Origin of the sequence: Streptomyces venetus, from assembly GCF_039540295.1 — a bacterium.
Taxonomy (GTDB): Bacteria; Actinomycetota; Actinomycetes; order Streptomycetales; family Streptomycetaceae; genus Streptomyces; species Streptomyces venetus.
The window spans coordinates 100262-117101 of the sequence record NZ_BAABET010000005.1; the positions used below are offsets into that span (position 1 = coordinate 100262).

Here is a 16840-nt window from a genome sequence, read left to right on the forward strand (position 1 = left end):
ACCCACGCCGCCGACAGCGCCGGAAGTTATCCACAGGCCCCCGCGGTCGTACCGCTACATGCTCTGCTGCGTCTGGGCCGCCGTCACGTCCCGGACCCACGGTGTCTTGGCGTCGGCGCGGCTGCTCTTCTGGACGTTCCAGGTGCCGTAGCGCGGGTTGAGGTCGACGTTCAGGTCCTCGGAGGCCTCGGACAGGGCCTTCCAGAACTCGGGGCGGCTGGTGTCGGTGCCGAGTTTCTCGGCGAGTTTCTGGGCCTCCAGCTGGAGGCGGAGGTTCTCCTCGAGGCGCTGCGGCGGGATGCCGTACTGCTGGAGCCAGGTCGTCTCCAGCGCCTTGGCGCCGCCCGCCTGCTCCTCCAGGCCGGAGCGCATCTCCTGCATCTCCCTGCGGGTGACCGTCACACCGGCGTTCTCGGCCGCGCGGTGCAGCACCCGGTCGAGGACCATGGTGTGCAGGGTGTCGCGGGTGAGGGTGCCGGTTCTGGCGATGGCCTGCTGGTACTGGGCGTCGTTCTGCACGGCCGCCCGCTGGGCTGCGCGTACCTCGCCGACCCGCTCCTCCAGCTGGGAGACGGTGATCCGCTTGCCGCCGACCACGGCCGCCGCGCCGGGATGGGCGTCGTTTCCGCAGGCGGTGAGCAGGGGCGCCGCGGCGGCGATCGCGGCGGTGAGGACGAGCGCGGTGCGGCGGTGCAAGGGAACCTCCCGAGGAGATTGTGCGACGGTGCACAAAGTCTTGCGGTGATCGATGGTAGGCAGTGGGCAGGCTCTGGCCAACCCATTCGACCAACGATTCACCAGGACTTCCGGCACCGCCGCGCCTCTCCCGGGGCGGCGGTCAGCCGCGGACCTGCCCCAGCCACTGCAGCGTCCGGCGGAGCTCCGCGCCCAGCGGGTGGCCGGTGCCGTGGGTGCGCTCCACGTCGTGCAGCAGCCGGGCCAGGGTGTCGTGGGCGGCGCCGCGGTCACCGAGCGCGAGCAGGAGGTGCCCGATCCGGCGGCGGACGTCATGGGCGAGCTCGGGCCCGCCGGCGGCGACGTACTGGTTCTCGTAGTACGGCAGCACCGCCCGGTACTCGGCGAGCGCGGCGGCCGGTTCGCCCAGCTGTTCCAGGCACTGGGCGACCTCGTAACGGAACCGCAGGGCCTGCGGGTCGGCCTGGCCGGCCTCGGCCGCGCGTTCCTCGGCGAGGCGGCGCAGCTCGGGCAGGGCGCGCCGGTACTGGCCGTCGTCCAGGAGCGTGGCCGCGTACTGCTTGCGCAGGGTGCGCACGACCGGGGAGTGCTCGCCGTGCTGTTCCGCCGCGGCGGGCAGGATCGCGCCGAGGATGTCGACGGCCTGGGTGATGCGGCCCTCGCCGAGGAGCCGTTTGGCCTCGTCGACGGCGTGGGCGATGTCCGTGTTCCCCGCTGTCTCGATGACGGGTGCGGCGGGCGCGGGCTGGGGCGCGGGGGTGCGCGCACGGTAGGGCCAGGGGGCGTGCGGGCGCAGGAACGGGCGAGTGGGGTCGAGGGCCGCCCCGGTGGGGGCACCGCGCGCGGGCAGCAGCGGCTCCAGCTGTTCGTACACCTCCTGCGCGGAGGCGGGCCGGTGCTGCGGGTCCTTGGCGAGCAGGCGCAGGACGAGGGACTCCAGCGCCTCGGGGACTTCGGGGCGGATGCGGCGTACCGGCAGCGGCGGTTCGTACAGGTGCCGGTGCAGGACGCCGAGTGCCGTGGAGCCGGAGAACGGCACGTCGCCGCTGAGCAGTTCGTGCAGGACCACGCCCAGTGCGTACAGGTCGGTGTACGGGCCGACCGCACCGCCCATCGCCTGCTCCGGGGCCATGTAGGCGGGTGAGCCGATCGGGGTGCCGGTGTGGGTGAGGCGCGTGGTGTCCGTGTCCATGACGGAGGCGATGCCCAGGTCGAGGACGGTGACCGTGCCGTCCTGCTTCACCATCACGTTGCGCGGCTTGAGGTCGCGGTGGACGATCGGCACGGCGTGCACGGCGCTCAGCACGGCGCACAGTTGTGCCGCGACCGAGACCGCCCACTGCCAGGGGTACGGGGTGCGCTCGGCGAGATGACCGGCGAGGTCGGCGCCGTCTATGTACTGCATGACGAGGAACAGTTCCTCGCCCTCACTGCCCGCGTCGTGCACCGTCACCAGGCCGGGGTGGTCGACCTGCGCGGTCACGCGGCACTCGCGCACGAAGCGGCGGCGCAGTTCCTCCGCGTCCTGGCCGGCCACCTTGTCGGGGCGCAGCAGCTTCACCGCCACACGCCGGTCCAGCCGCTGGTCGTACGCCGTCCAGACCTGTCCCATGCCGCCCTGCCCGAGCAGCGTGGACAGCTCGTAACGGCCGGCGACGACACGTCCTGCCGCCGCGCTCACCTGCCGCCCTCGGAATCACCGGGGGCGCCGTCCGTGCGGCCGTCCTGCCGGCGCAGGTAGTCGCTGAGCTCGTCGAGTTCGGCGCGTACCTGGTCGATGCGGGCGGGCGCGGGGCGCTGCGGGGACGGGGGCACGGGGTGCTGCGGCGTCTGGTGCGGCGAGGGCTGCGGGACGGGCGTGGACGAGGGGGTGTAGGGCGGCGCGGGGTGCGGATAGCCGTACGGGGACTGCGCGGGCTGCTGGGTGGGGACCGTCGGCGCGTGGGGCAGCGCGTGGGCGAACTGCTGGGGCGGTGTGCTGTGGTGGCCGATGTCCACGATCAGGAACCAGACGGCCGCGCCCACGCCGAGCAGCATGATCACGGCCAGCGCGATGTCGGTCCGGAAGTCGCTCTCCGGCAGGACGCCGATCACCGCGAAGCACGCGATGGACAGCGGCAGGCTCACCCAGGCCGCCGCCCAGTCGAGGGCCCGTCCGCGCAGGAAGGCCACCCGGAACAGCGGGACACAGGCGAGGAAGCCGCAGGTGAGGAAGCCGGCTGCGGCGAACAGCACGCGCAGGGAGATGACCGTTGCCGCGCTACGGGAGGGCGGCGCCGCGCCTTGGCCGTACATGACTGCTCCTGGACCGGTGTAGCCGATGGGAAGGGACGTGCGAGTGACAGAGCCCGGTGGGGAATCCGAGCGTATAGCCCGACACGGACAACCGGTCACGGGTTGTACCGAACCGTTGTCGTGCTGATCACTACGCGTGCCAGGAGCGTGCGACGAGGGGCCCTTGGTCGGCCCTCGGCTCCTACAACGGATGCCGCATCCACACGTTGGGCTCGACGTACACCGCGTACCCGCGCTCCGGCTCGCAGCGCACCGGCACCAGACCGCCGGGCACCTCGATGTCGCCCTCGGTGTCGAAGGGCAGCCCGGTCCAGCGGCGCCAGTCGGCGAGTGCGGCGGACACCGTCATGGACGCCGGTGCCACGGAGTCGATGGTGGCTCCGGCCCGGGCGTGGACGCGCAGCCACGGGTCCTGGGGCAGACCGTCGGGGCGCACGCGGCGGGCGTACTCCTCCATCGGGGTGTGCGGCTCCAGGTGCTTGGCGTTGGGGCGGACCGGGGCGACGACCTCGCGGAAGCCGCGGGTCCGGGCGTTGTCGCGCAGGGCCGAGAGCATCAGCCCGGACAGGCCGCGGCCCTGGGCGTGCGGGGCGACCGACACGGAGATCGCGCTGACCGTGTCGGGGCGGACCCCGCGACGCAGGTCGGAGAAGGCCCACACGAGGACCGTGTCCCAGCCGTTCGCGGGCAGCCGGCCGCGGCCCTCGGCGTCCAGCGCGAAGGGCACGCTGTAGGCGTTCGCGACGACCTCGCCCCGCTCGTCCTCGGCGAACAGGACGTACTCCGGGAGTTCGGCGGCGATCCGCGGGAAGTGCGCCGCGCCCACGAGGTCCTGGGTCACGAACTCCGGCCAGCTGTCCGCCATCCCGACGATCCGCTCCAGCATCTCCGGGCGGTCGGCGAGGCTTGATGTCTTCGGCTGCATGCGGTCACGGTAGGCGCGGACGCGAACGCCCGGAATCGAATTACCGCGCGGGGGCGCGGTCTTCCGCCTGCGGAGTCCTGGCTCGCCGCGCGGCGACGACCATGACGACGGTGGAGGCCAGGGCGATCCCGGCGCCGACGTAGAGGGGCGAGGTGTAGCCGAGCCCCGCGCCGATGGCCAGGCCTCCGAGCCAGGCGCCGAGCGCGTTGCCCACGTTGGACGCGGACACGTTGGCGCTTGCCGCCAGCGCCGCCCCGTGCGCGTGGTCGGTGACGCGCGTGATCATCCCGGGCACACTGGCGAACCCGGTCACACCCATCAGGAACACCAGGAGCACCGAGGCGGTGGCGTCGGCTGCCAGCAGGCCGAACAAGGCCAGCGTGCAGGTGAGTCCGAGCAGGGCGAGGACCAGGGCGCGGTCCCGGTCGCGGTCGGCCGCTCGGCCCCCGACCAGGTTCCCGACGACCAGCCCCACGCCGTACACCATCAACAGCCAGGCGACGTCCTGTGGATCAAAGCCACTGACCTCGGTGAACGTGTAGGCGATGTAGCTGAACGCCCCGAACATCCCGCCGTAGCTGAGCGCTGTCGCCACCAGGGTCAGCCACACCTGCCCGGAACGGAACGCGCGCAGCTGCGGTGCCAGACCGGCCGGTTGTCCCGGAACCGCCCCGTCCGCCCCGGAGGCCGAGGGCGTCCGGCCCGCCCCCGCCGGGACCAGGGTGGCGATACCCGCCAGCGCGAGCACACCGATCCCGGTGACCGCCCAGAAGGCCGCCCGCCAGCCCCAGCGTTCGCCGACCAACGCGCCGAAGGGCACACCCAGCACGTTCGCGACCGTCAGCCCCGCGAACATGACCGCCACGGCCCGGGACTTCTTCTCCGGCGCGACCAGACCGCGCGCGACCAGCGAGCCGATCCCGAAGAACGAACCGTGGCACAACGCCGCGACGATCCGCCCGAGCAGCATCACCGGATAGTTCGGGGCGACGGCCGAGAGCAGGTTGCCGATGACGAACAGCGTCACCAGGCCCACCAGGACCTGTTTGCGGGGCAGCCGTGCCGTCGCCGCGGTCAGGGCGATCGCTCCGACGGCGACACTGAGCGCGTACCCGGAGATCAGCCAGCCGGCAGCCGCCTCGGACACCGTGAGGCTCGACGCCACCTGCGGCAGCAGCCCGGCGATCAGGAACTCGGTCAGACCGATCCCGAAGCCGCCGAGGGCCAGCGCGACCAGTCCGCTCGGCATCGCGCTCTGACGGCCCCTCAACGCGCTCCCGGAGGAGTCCGGTTCCGGGTTCACCCGCCGCACTGCGTCAGCATCATCCGCTTGTCCGCCGACGTGACGGGGAGGTCGTACTTCAGGGACACCTGGGCGAAGCGCACCGCGTAGGAGCAGCGGATGCGCTTGCTGGGCGGCAGCCAGGACGCGGGGCCGGAGTCGCCCTTGGAACCGTTGGTCGGGCCGTCCACCGGGACGAGGTTGAGCGGGTCGTTCGCTATGGCCTCCCGCTTGTCCTTCGTCCAGCGCGAGGCGCCCATCTGCCAGTCGTACGACAGCGGCATGACGTGGTCTATCTGCACCTTCGTCGCCCGGGACTTGGTCCACTCGATGGCCTTCCCGGTGTACGGGTCGTGCAACGTCAGTTTCACGACGACGCAGTCCGAGCCCTGCCGGAAGCGGAGCTCCTCACCGTCGCGTTTCAGGAGGTCGTTGCGCGTATCGCACCCGTTGCGCGCGAAGGGCACGTCGCCCGGAGCCGAGTCCATCCAGGCGTAGCCGAACTCGTCCCGCTCGTAGCCCGTCCTCGGGCCACGCCCCTTCGTCTCCACCTTCTCGATCACGGCCCGCGCACGCGCCCGGTCCCCGGTGGACGTGATCGCCGCCAGGCCCGGCTTCGTGCCGTCCGGGTTGTCCAGCGGGCTCACGGCTCGTCCGTCGCCGGCGGTAGGGACACCGGAGCCGGAGGGGCCACTGCCGTCGGCGGGCGGGGCCAGGCCCTCGCACCCGGTCAGTGCCGAACCGGCGAACACCATCGCGGCAGCCAGTACCGCCCCGCCCCTCAGACGCGCCACCGTGCGCCCCTCCCTTGCTCGCCGTCCCGCCCGGTGCGGGGCAGCCTCTGTCCGGGCTCCACGGTAGCGAGGGAGAGGTACAGACCACAGTGGGACTAAATGAGCATTCTTCGCATGTCACGCGTATCGTCGGTCGTGAATGACCTCTGGAAGGAGCTCTGCATGGGTATCTTCGACCGGTTCAAGAGCCAGGGGCGGCACAAGGCCAAGCAAGGCTCGGACACCGCCGAGCAGAGGATGAACGAGAAGACCGGCGGCAAGTACGAGGAGCAGATCGACCGGGGGCAGCAGCGGGCCGAGGGCTCACTGGGCATGGACCGCGACCGCGACCGGCCCGAGGGTCAGTAAGGCCTCCTGACTTCAGAGGCCGCCCGCGGAGGCACCACTCCTGCGGGCGGCTTCGCGCGCCGAGGGGCGTCATGGCGCACTCTCTTGCTTGACCTTGACACCGGCGTCAGGGTCCGACGATCCCCGTATGACAGCTCCGCACCAGAAGACCCCGCGCACCGTTCTCGTCACCGGCGCTGGTACCGGCATAGGCCGCGCCACCGTCCGCGCCTTCGCCGACGAGGGGGCTCACGTCGTGGCGGTGGGCCGCCGCGAGGCGCCCCTCGCCGAGACCGCCGCCCACGACCCGTCCCGCATCAGCCCGCTCGTCGCCGACGTCACCGCGGCCGACGGCCCCGAGACCATCGTCCGCACGGCACTCGACCGGCACGGCCGGATCGACGTGCTCGTCAACAACGCCGGCATCGTGAGCCTCCAGTCCCTGCGCACGTACACGCGTACCGCCGTCGAGCCCCTGCTCGCGACGAACCTCATCGCTCCCGTGCTGCTCGTCCAGGCCGCGCTCCCCGCTCTCGAGGACAGCCGCGGCGTGATCGTGAACGTGACGACGTCCGTCGGGCAGCGTGGCTGGCCGGGCAACTCCCTGTACGCGGCCGGGAAGGCGGCCCTGGAAGTGCTCACGCGCAGTTGGGCGGTCGAGCTCGCCCCGCTGGGGATCCGGGTCGCCGCGGTGGCCCCGGGTGCGATCGACACACCGATCGGCGAGCACTCGGGCCGGACTCCCGAGCAGCAGGCCGCGGTCCGGGCGTGGCAGCTCCGGCACACGCCCCTCGGCCGGGTCGGACGGCCCGAGGAGGTCGCCTGGGCGATCACCGGACTGGCCTCGCCGCAGGCCTCGTTCGTCACCGGCGTGGTCCTGCCGGTGGACGGTGGTGCGGTGGTCGCATGAGACTGGCGCTCATGGCAGAACCCCTCACGCGGACCATGCGGATCGGTGAACTCGCCGAGGCGACCGGCACGACGCCGCGCGCCCTGCGCCACTACGAGCAGGCGGGGTTCATCACCTCCGTGCGCGCCGCGAACGGCTACCGCCTGTACGACGCCGGTACGGCCGTCCGTGTCCGCAACGTCCGCCGGCTGCTGGAGGTGGGCCTGACGCTGGACGACGTACGGGTGTTCCTGCCCTGCCTCGACGGTGACGTCACGGCAGGGCCCGCCTCCGACGAGGCGCTCCGGGTCGCCGCCGGGCGCCTCGCGGTGCTGGACGCGCGCATCGCCGCGCAGGTCGCGGTCCGCGACCGGCTGGCTGCGGCACTGCGCGAGGCCACCGGCGCCCGCGTACGGCCGGTGGCCTGACGGCCCCTCGGGCCAGGGCCTGTCCCCCCGAAGCCCTGGGCCGGCCGTCAGGAGCCCAGTACCGACGTCAGGAACTCCCCGACCCACGCCAGCAACTCCCGCCCGACCAGCGGCTTCCCGCCCACCTTCGCGGTCTTCGGGCGCGGCACCAGCACCTGGTGGACCGCGGGCTTGATGACGACCCCGGGGTACAGCCGCTTGACCCGCAGCTCCTGCGACTCGCGCAACTCCACCGGAGCGAAGCGGATGTTGTTGCCCTGGAGCACGATCTCCCCGACGCCGCACGCCCGCGCGAACATCCGCAGACCTGCCACGAGCAGCAGGTTCTCCACGGGTTCGGGCAGCTTGCCGTAGCGGTCGACGAGTTCCTCGCGGACGGCCTTGATGTCCTCCTCCGAGTTGGCGGAGGCGATGGCGCGGTACGCCTGGAGGCGCAGGCGCTCGCCCGGCGCGTAGTCGTGCGGGACGTGCGCGTCGACGGGCAGCTCGATCTTGACCTCGAGCGGCGGCTCCTCCTCGATCTCGCCGGTCTCCAGCTGGCGCCGGTAGTCGGCGACGGCCTCGCCGACCATCCGCACGTACAGGTCGAAGCCGACGCCCGCGATGTGGCCGGACTGCTCGCCGCCGAGCAGGTTGCCCGCGCCGCGGATCTCCAGGTCCTTCATCGCCACGTACATGCCCGCGCCCATCTCCGTGTGCTGGGCGATGGTGGCGAGCCGCTCGTGCGCGGTCTCGGTCAGCGGCTTCTCGGGCGGGTAGAGGAAGTAGGCGTAGCCGCGCTCGCGGCCCCGGCCCACCCGGCCGCGCAGCTGGTGCAGCTGGGAGAGGCCGAAGTTGTCGCCGCGCTCCACGATGAGGGTGTTGGCGTTGGAGATGTCGATGCCGGACTCCACGATCGTCGTGGACACCAGCACGTCGAACTTCTTCTCCCAGAAGTCGACGACGACCTGCTCCAGCGCCTGTTCCGACATCTGCCCGTGCGCGGTGGCGATGCGTGCCTCGGGGACGATCTCGCGCAGCCGGGCCGCGGCCCGGTCGATCGACTCGACCCGGTTGTGGATGTAGAAGACCTGGCCCTCGCGCAGCAGTTCACGACGGATGGCCGCGCCGATCTGCTTCTCCTCGTACGGGCCGACGAAGGTCAGCACCGGGTGCCGTTCCTCCGGCGGTGTCGTGATCGTCGACATCTCGCGGATGCCGGTCACCGCCATCTCCAGCGTCCTCGGGATCGGGGTGGCGGACATGGTCAGCACGTCGACGTTGGCCCGGAGCTTCTTCAGCTGCTCCTTGTGCTCGACGCCGAAGCGCTGCTCCTCGTCGACGATGACGAGGCCCAGGTCCTTGAACTTCGTCTCGGAGGAGAACAGGCGGTGCGTGCCGATGACGATGTCGACCGAGCCCTCGCGCAGGCCCTCCAGGACCGCCTTGGCCTCGGTGTCGGTCTGGAAGCGGGAGAGGGCCTTCACGTTGACCGGGAACTGCGCGTAGCGCTCGCTGAACGTCCCGAAGTGCTGCTGCACCAGCAGGGTCGTGGGGACGAGGACGGCCACCTGCTTGCCGTCCTGGACGGCCTTGAAGGCGGCCCGGACCGCGATCTCGGTCTTGCCGTAGCCGACGTCGCCGCAGATCAGGCGGTCCATCGGGACCGTCTTCTCCATGTCTTCCTTGACCTCGGCGATGGTGGTGAGCTGGTCGGGCGTCTCCGCGTAGGGGAAGGCGTCCTCCAGCTCGCGCTGCCAGGGGGTGTCCGCCCCGAAGGCGTGCCCGGGGGCGGCCATGCGCGCGCTGTACAGCCTGATGAGGTCGGCGGCGATCTCCTTGACGGCCTTCTTCGCGCGGGCCTTCGTCTTCGTCCAGTCGGCGCCGCCCAGGCGGTGCAGGGTGGGGGCCTCGCCGCCGACGTACTTGGTGATCTGCTCCAGCTGGTCGGTGGGGATGTAGAGGCGGTCGCCGGGCTGGCCGCGCTTGGCGGGGGCGTACTCGACGACCAGGTACTCGCGGGTGGCGCCCTGCACGACGCGCTGCACCATCTCGATGTAGCGGCCCACGCCGTGCTGCTCGTGGACGATGTAGTCGCCCGCCTCCAGGGTGAGCGGGTCGATGGTCTTGCGGCGGCGGGCCGGCATGCGGGCGCCCTCGCGGCCGGACGCCTTCTGACCCGACAGGTCGGTCTCGGTGAGGACGGCGAGTCTCAGGGCCGTGTCGACGAAGCCGTGGTCGATCGAGCCGCACGCCACGTGCACGACGGACGGGGAGATCTCGGCGAGGTCGGAGTCGAGGCGGGCCGCGATGCCCTCGCCGCCCAGTACCTCGACCGTTCGGGCCGCCGGGCCGTGGGCCTCGGTGACGAACACGGTGCGCCAGCCGTCGGCGAGCCAGCCCTTGGTGTCCGCGAGGGCCTTGGCGGTGTCGCCGCGGTAGGTCTCGGGGGCGTGCATGCCCAGCTTCAGGGTGTCCCCCGCCGCGTCAGCGGAATATGTCGCCGTGAGATCCTCGTCCGCGGCGAACGGCGACACCGACCACCACAGCATGTCCAGCTCGCGGGCCCGGTCGCGGACGTCCGCGATGGACCACAGGGAGGCCGCGTCGACGTCGATGGGCGCCTCGCCGCCGCCGGCGGTAGCCGCCCAGGAGGCCTGGAGGAACTCCTGCGAGGTGGCCACGAGGTCCGACGCGCGCGTGCGGACCCGCTCCGGGTCGCAGACCACGGCCATGGCGCCCTTGGGCAGCACGTCGAGCAGCAGCTCCATGTCGTCGACGAGGACCGGCGCGAGGGACTCCATGCCCTCGACGGCGATCCCCTCGGCGATCTTGCCGAGGAGTTCGCCCAGCTCGGGGTGTTGTTCGGCCAGGGCACGCGCACGCGCGCGGACGTCCTCGGTGAGCAGCAGTTCACGGCACGGCGGCGCCCACAGGCCGTGCTCGGCGACTTCGAGGGACCGCTGGTCGGCGACCTTGAAGTAGCGGATCTCCTCGACGTCGTCGCCCCAGAACTCGACGCGCAGGGGGTGTTCCTCGGTGGGCGGGAACACGTCGAGGATGCCACCGCGGACGGCGAACTCGCCGCGCTTCTCGACCAGCTCCACGCGCGCGTACGCCGCGGCCGCCAGGGCGTCGACGATCTCCTCCAGGTCGGCGCTCTGCCCTGTCCTCAACGAGACGGGTTCGAGGTCGCCGAGGCCCTTGACCTGCGGCTGGAGCACGGACCGTACGGGCGCCACGACGACGGAGACGGGGCCGGTCTCGGGGTCGTCGGGGCGGGGGTGGGCCAGCCGGCGCAGCACGGCCAGGCGGCGGCCGACGGTGTCGCTGCGGGGGCTGAGCCGCTCGTGCGGGAGCGTCTCCCAGGACGGGTACTCCACGACCTCCTCCGGCGGGAGGAGGGAGCGCAGGGCGGCGGCCAGGTCCTCCGCCTCGCGGCCCGTCGCCGTCACGGCCAGCACCGGGCGGCCCGTGTCGCGGGCCAGGCCGGCGACCGCGAAGGGACGGGCGGCTGGGGGGCCGACCAGGTCGACGTGCATGCGGTTGCCGTCCGCGGCTGCCTTGATCGCTTCCGCGAGGGCGGCGTCCTTGACTACGGCGTCGAGCAGACCGTGCAAGCTCATGGGGGCTTTATCCGTCCAGGGGTGGGCAACACGACGGGCCCGACGCGCGCCGCGGGCCGGGGGTCTCCAGCGTACGACGCTGCGCGGCTCGGCGTGGGGGCCTGTGGATGACGCCGCTCGGTGTGAGGTGCTCGGCGTCGGTGTCCTGGCCCGCCAGGGGGCTCCGCTCCCTGGGCCCCCGGGACCTGTGCCCGCCTACCGCCCGAAACGGCCGAACAGGAAGCCGGGCTCGCGGTCGCGAAAGCACCCGGTGCCGGGGAGTCCAGGACTGGACTCCCCGGCACCGGGCCCCCGCAACCCCCGTGTGCGGTGGTTCTGGGTGGTATCGGCGTGCGGCCGCTACTCCGTCGCGATCGCGTTCAGGACGTTCATCCGGCCCGCCCGGAACGCCGGGATCAGTGCCGCGAACAGTCCGACGAACGCCGAGCCGATGAAGACGCCGATGATGGTCGGCCAGGGGATCTCCAGGACCCCCAGGCCCTCCAGGGCGAGCAACTGCTGCGCGGTGGCGCCCCAGCCCATGCCCAGTCCGAGGCCCAGGAGGGCGCCGAAGAGGGCGATGACGACGGACTCCATGCGGATCATGCGGCGCAGCTGGCGGCGGGAGAGGCCGATGGCCCGCATCAGGCCGATCTCCCGGGTGCGCTCCACCACGGACAGCGCCAGGGTGTTCACCACGCCCAGGACGGCGACGATGATCGCCAGGGCCAGCAGACCGTAGATCATGTTGAGCAGCTGGCCGATCTGGTCCTTCAGGGCCTGCTTGTAGTCGGTCTGGTCGCGCACGGTGTACTGCGGGTAGTCGTGCAGCGCCGACTTCAGGGACGTGTAGGCGGCGTCCTGCCGTCCCTCCTCGGCGGTGGCGAAGAGCAGCGAGTCCAGCGGCATCTTGTCGGCCGGGACGTACTTGGCCATCGTCGAGATGGACGTGTACATCGCGCCCGCGTCGATCACGACGTCACTGCTGGTGATCGCCCGGACCGTGAGGTCGGCGGTCCGGCCGTCCTTGAAGGCCACCTTGATCTTGGAGCCGAGGCTGATGCCGTGGTCCTTGGCGAACTTCTCGTGCACGGACATCGAGTCGGGCTTGTAGGCGTCGGGGAGCTTGCCGGCGACGGTCTCGGTGCGCAGGTCCGTCGCGTAGGACGGGTCGGCCGCCGTGATCGCCGTGTCCTTGAGCGTCTTGCCGTCGGGGGTGGTGAAGTCGGCCTTGCTCCACTTGTACTCGGTGACCCGCTCCACGTTCTTCGCCGACTTCGCGGCCTCGACCGCCTGCGGGGTGATCAGCTGGCCGCTGTCGGACTGGAGGATGAAGTCCGTGCCGACGGTCTTGTCGAGCTGGTCGGTGGCGGACGCCACCATGGACGAGCCGACCACGGACAGGCACGCCACCAGGGCGAGGCCGATCATCAGCGCGGCGCCGGTCGCGCCGGTGCGGCGCGGGTTGCGCAGGGCGTTGCGCTCGGCCATGCGGCCGACGGGGCCGAACATGCGCAGCAGGACGGCGCCGAGGACGCGGACCACACCGCCGGCGAGCAGCGGGCCGATGACGACGAACCCGATCAGCGACAGCACCACGCCGAGGCCGAGCCACAGCGAGCCCTCCTTGGCCTTGTCGGCCGCCGCCGCCAGGTACAGGCCGAAGCCGCCGGCGCCGGTGAGGACGGTGCCGATCACGCCGCGGATCCAGCTGGACTTGGAGTCCGCGGGGGCTCCCGCGTCGCGCAGGGCGGCCATCGGGGAGATCTTGCCGGCGCGCCGGGCGGGCAGGTAGGCGGCCAGGACGGTGACGACCACGCCGAGGACGAGGCCGACCACCGGGGTCGTCCAGGCCACGGTCAGGTCGTCGGTGGACAGTTCCATGCCCATCTGGCCCATGAGCTTCATCAGGCCGACGGCGAGGCCGACACCGGCGCCCACGCCGAGCACCGATCCGACGAGGCCGAGCAGCAGCGCCTCGGCCAGCACCGAGCGGTTGACCTGCTTGCGGGAGGAGCCGATGGCCCGCATCAGGCCGATCTCGCGGGTGCGCTGGGCGACCAGCATGGAGAAGGTGTTGATGATCAAAAAGATGCCGACGAGGAAGGCGATCCCGGCGAAGCCGAGCATCGCGTACCTCATGACGTTCATGAAGCCCTCGACGTCCTTCTGGTTGGCGTCGGCGGTCTCCTTGGCGGTCTTCACCTGGACGTCGCCGCCGAGCGCCGCCTTGACGTTCTTCTTCAGCTGGTCGTCGCTGACGCCGGAGGCCGCGGTGACGTTGACGTCGGTGTAGACGCCGGTCTCGCCGACCAGGGTCTGCTGGGCGGTCCTGGTGTCGAGGTAGAAGATCGCGGCGCCGGGGTTGGTGACGGTGAAGTCGGCGATGCCGGAGATCTTCGCCTCGTGGGTGCCGACGGCGCTGATCACGCCGATCTCGTCACCGAGCTTCAGGTCGTGCTTGTCGGCGGTGTCGGCGTCGACCATGATCTGGTCGGGGCCCCTGGGCGCCACACCGGAGGTGATCTTCATGGTGCGGGCGTCGTTGCCGTTCCAGCTGCCGACGATGGTCGGGGCGCCGCTGGAGGGCGAGAGGCTGTCCTTGTCAGCGTCGACGACGGTCACCGAGGTGGAGAACACCGTGCCCTCGGCGGACTTCACGCCCTGCACCTTGCGGACCTCGCCCAGCACGGAGGCCGGCATGACCGGCGGCTTGCCGTTGTCGGAGGTCGTCTCGCCGCTGTCGGAGGCGCCCTTGCCGCTCACCGTGACGTCCGAGGACGTGGCCGCGAAGAGCTTGTCGAACGTGGTCGACATGGTGTCCGTGAAGACGAGCGTCCCGCAGACGAAGGCCACCGACAGCAGGACGGCGATCGCGGAGAGCGCCATCCGGCCCTTGTGCGCGACGAAGTTGCGCAGGGAGGTCTTCATGACGGTCATGACGTACGCCCCCGGGCGTCGAAGTCCTTCATGCGGTCCAGGACGGCCTCCGCGGTCGGCTTGTGCATCTCGTCGACGATGCGGCCGTCTGCGAGGTACAGCACACGGTCCGCGTAGGAGGCGGCGACCGGGTCGTGGGTGACCATCACGATGGTCTGGCCCAGTTCGTCGACCGAGCGGCGCAGGAAGCCGAGCACCTCGGCGCCGGCGCGCGAGTCGAGGTTCCCGGTCGGCTCGTCCCCGAAGATGATCTCGGGCCGGGCCGCCAGGGCCCGCGCCACGGCGACGCGCTGCTGCTGGCCGCCGGACAGCTGGGTGGGCCGGTGCCCCAGCCGCTCGGCGAGCCCGACGGTCTCCACGACCCGCGCCAGCCACTGCTTGTCGGGCTTGCGGCCCGCGATGTCCATGGGCAGCGTGATGTTCTCCAGCGCGTTCAGCGTGGGCAGCAGGTTGAACGCCTGGAAGATGAACCCGATGCGGTCCCTGCGCAGTCGGGTGAGCTTCTTGTCCTTCAGGCCGGTGATCTCGGTGTCGTCGAGGTAGATCTGACCGCCGGTGACGGTGTCGAGTCCGGCGAGGCAGTGCATGAGCGTGGACTTGCCGGACCCCGAGGGGCCCATGATCGCGGTGAACTGGCCGCGTGCGATGTCCACGTCGACGTGGTCGAGGGCGACGACACGGGTCTCACCGGACCCGTACGCCTTCACGACCTGCCGAGCCCGCGCGGCAACGGCCGTACGCCCTCCAGTACCCCCGTGCCTGGGAATGGTCACAGCCGATGTCACGGTATGTCTCCTATGTCGGTCAGCAGTTGATGACGTGCCTCAAGTCTTCCGGCGGGGTGGGGTCCCGCGCCCTGGTGCTCAGCGCAGTCTTTTCCTGTGGAAAACCCCACCCCCGCCGGTGTGTGAAACCGCCCCCCAGCGGCGTAAAGCCAGGTTAAGGACGGCCCCCCGGGCGTCTCGTCCTCCGCCGGTACGAACCCTCCCCAGGTCGTAGTACGGAGGTACCCCTAGGGGCAGTCCACCGAAGGGTGGAGACGCTCTCAGGGTTCGCTCCACCCCACGGCCCATTCAGGCTCCACCCTCCCGCGATGTCAGGGTCAAGTGGGAAGCTGTCCGGCGGCAGATAGGTGCAAGGGGCAGGCAGAACCGAGGGAAGGGTTCCGGGGTGGGAAGCACCAGACCGGCGACACATGAGGCAGCGCGTCCCGCCACGACCGGCCGGCGCGGAGCCGTCGTCGCCGCCCTGATGCTCTCGATGGCGCTGGCGGCGCTCGACGCCACCATCGTCTCCACCGCCGTCCCCCAGATCGTCGGGGACCTCGGCGGCTTCTCCGTCTTCTCCTGGCTGTTCTCCGGCTACCTGCTGGCCGTCACCGTCACGCTGCCCGTCTACGGCAAGCTCTCCGACACCTTCGGCCGCAAGCCGGTCCTGGTCGCGGGCTCGGTGCTCTTCCTGCTGGGCTCACTGCTGTGCGCGCTGGCCTGGAACATGGGGGCGCTCATCGCGTTCCGCGTCGTGCAGGGCCTGGGCGGCGGCGCCCTCCAGGGCACCGTGCAGACGCTCGCCGCCGACCTCTACCCGCTGAAGGACCGCCCCAAGATCCAGTCGAAGCTGTCCACCGTGTGGGCGGTGTCCGCGGTCGCCGGCCCGGGCCTCGGCGGGGTGCTCGCCGCGTACGCGGACTGGCGCTGGATCTTCCTGGTCAACCTGCCGATCGGCGCGGTCGCGCTGTGGCTGATCGCCCGTCACCTGCACGAGCCGCAGCGGGAGAAGGGCACGCACGCGCGCGTGGACTGGGCGGGCTCGCTCGCGGTGTTCGCCTGCGGCGGCGTCCTGCTCATCGCCCTGGTGCAGGGCGGGGTGGCGTGGCCGTGGCTGTCGGCGCCCTCACTCGCCCTGTTCGCCACGGGACTTGCCCTGGTCGCGGTCGTGGTGCTGGTGGAGCGCCGGGCGGCCGAGCCGATCATCCCGGGCTGGGTGTGGCGGCGCCGCACGATCGCGGCGGTCAATCTGGCCCTGGGAGCGCTGGGGCTGCTGATGGTCGCGCCGACGGTGTTCCTGCCCACCTACGCCCAGTCGGTGCTGGGCCTCGCGCCCGTGGCGGCCGGATTCGTGCTCTCCGTGTGGACGTTGAGCTGGCCCGTATCGGCCGCGCTCAGTCAGCACGTGTACCGGCGGATCGGCTTCCGCAACACCGCGATGCTGGGCATCGGAGCGGCCGCGCTGATCCTGTTCGCGTTCCCGTTCCTGCCGTATCCCGGTCGGGCGTGGCAGCCCACGCTGCTGATGCTGCTGCTCGGCGCCGCGCTGGGGCTGTTCCAGTTGCCGCTCATCGTCGGTGTGCAGTCGACGGTGGGGTGGGCCGAGCGGGGTACGACGACGGCGTCCGTGCTGTTCTGCCGGCAGACCGGCCAGACGATCGGCGCGGCGGTTTTCGGCGCGATCGCCAACGGGGTGCTGGCCGCCAGGCTCGGTGGCGCGAGCGACCTCGACTCGGTGACCCGGGCGCTCGCCTCGGGCACCGCACCGGAGGTGACCCGGCGGGCGATCGCCGACGCGGTGGACGCGGTCTACCTGGGTGCCTCGTGCGCGGCGGCCCTGGCGTTCCTGGTGCTGCTGTTCCTGGCGCCCCGGAAATTCCCGGTTCTCACGGACTGACGGTACGTATCCTCCC

13 protein-coding genes are annotated in these 16840 nt (G+C 71.6%); 4 read left to right on the plus strand and 9 right to left on the minus strand.

Annotated elements, in window-relative coordinates; genetic code table 11:
- Window positions 1-54: 54 nt before the first annotated feature.
- The 6 genes from ABEA82_RS17540 to ABEA82_RS17565 form a co-directional block, all read right to left on the minus strand.
- Window positions 55-696: a SurA N-terminal domain-containing protein gene (locus ABEA82_RS17540; protein ID WP_345662458.1), complete on the minus strand. Its 642-nt coding sequence runs from the start codon at window positions 694-696 to the stop codon at window positions 55-57.
- A 142-nt stretch (window positions 697-838) separates the two neighbouring features.
- Window positions 839-2335: a serine/threonine-protein kinase gene (locus ABEA82_RS17545; protein ID WP_345662925.1), complete on the minus strand. Its 1497-nt coding sequence runs from the start codon at window positions 2333-2335 to the stop codon at window positions 839-841.
- A 38-nt stretch (window positions 2336-2373) separates the two neighbouring features.
- Window positions 2374-2991 carry a hypothetical protein gene (locus ABEA82_RS17550; RefSeq protein ID WP_345662459.1) on the minus strand — a complete coding sequence of 206 codons (618 nt, stop codon included), beginning with the start codon at window positions 2989-2991 and terminating at the stop codon, window positions 2374-2376.
- A 181-nt stretch (window positions 2992-3172) separates the two neighbouring features.
- Window positions 3173-3916, minus strand: a complete 744-nt coding sequence (locus tag ABEA82_RS17555) for a GNAT family N-acetyltransferase (protein ID WP_345662460.1) — start codon at window positions 3914-3916, stop codon at window positions 3173-3175.
- Window positions 3917-3956: 40 nt separating this feature from the next.
- Complete coding sequence (locus ABEA82_RS17560) at window positions 3957-5165, minus strand: MFS transporter (protein ID WP_345662461.1); 1209 nt, start codon at window positions 5163-5165, stop codon at window positions 3957-3959.
- Window positions 5166-5215: 50 nt separating this feature from the next.
- On the minus strand, window positions 5216-5992 hold the full coding sequence (locus ABEA82_RS17565; protein WP_345662462.1) for an HNH endonuclease family protein: 777 nt from the start codon (window positions 5990-5992) through the stop codon (window positions 5216-5218).
- Between the two features lie 162 nt (window positions 5993-6154).
- On the opposite strand from ABEA82_RS17565, the gene ABEA82_RS17570 reads away from it, so the two are divergent.
- The 3 genes from ABEA82_RS17570 (at window position 6155) to ABEA82_RS17580 (ending at window position 7636) form a co-directional block, all read left to right on the plus strand.
- Window positions 6155-6340: an antitoxin gene (locus ABEA82_RS17570; RefSeq protein WP_345662463.1), complete on the plus strand. Its 186-nt coding sequence runs from the start codon at window positions 6155-6157 to the stop codon at window positions 6338-6340.
- A 127-nt stretch (window positions 6341-6467) separates the two neighbouring features.
- On the plus strand, window positions 6468-7229 hold the full coding sequence (locus ABEA82_RS17575) for an SDR family NAD(P)-dependent oxidoreductase (RefSeq protein WP_345662464.1): 762 nt from the start codon (window positions 6468-6470) through the stop codon (window positions 7227-7229).
- A 35-nt stretch (window positions 7230-7264) separates the two neighbouring features.
- Window positions 7265-7636, plus strand: coding sequence for a MerR family transcriptional regulator (locus ABEA82_RS17580; protein WP_345662926.1), 372 nt, complete (start codon window positions 7265-7267; stop codon window positions 7634-7636).
- Between the two features lie 47 nt (window positions 7637-7683).
- On the opposite strand, the gene mfd is transcribed toward ABEA82_RS17580, so the two are convergent.
- The 3 genes from mfd to ABEA82_RS17595 form a co-directional block, all read right to left on the minus strand.
- Window positions 7684-11241 (minus strand): transcription-repair coupling factor, encoded by a 3558-nt coding sequence (gene mfd / locus ABEA82_RS17585; RefSeq protein ID WP_345662465.1) that lies wholly within the window; start codon window positions 11239-11241, stop codon window positions 7684-7686.
- Between the two features lie 339 nt (window positions 11242-11580).
- Complete coding sequence (locus ABEA82_RS17590) at window positions 11581-14160, minus strand: ABC transporter permease (RefSeq protein ID WP_345662466.1); 2580 nt, start codon at window positions 14158-14160, stop codon at window positions 11581-11583.
- On the minus strand, window positions 14157-14945 hold the full coding sequence (locus ABEA82_RS17595; protein ID WP_345662467.1) for an ABC transporter ATP-binding protein: 789 nt from the start codon (window positions 14943-14945) through the stop codon (window positions 14157-14159). The genes ABEA82_RS17590 and ABEA82_RS17595 overlap by 4 nt, the downstream gene beginning before the upstream one ends.
- Before the next feature lie 385 nt (window positions 14946-15330).
- On the opposite strand from ABEA82_RS17595, the gene ABEA82_RS17600 reads away from it, so the two are divergent.
- Window positions 15331-16824 carry an MFS transporter gene (locus ABEA82_RS17600; RefSeq protein ID WP_345662468.1) on the plus strand — a complete coding sequence of 498 codons (1494 nt, stop codon included), beginning with the start codon at window positions 15331-15333 and terminating at the stop codon, window positions 16822-16824.
- Window positions 16825-16840 lie beyond the last annotated feature (16 nt).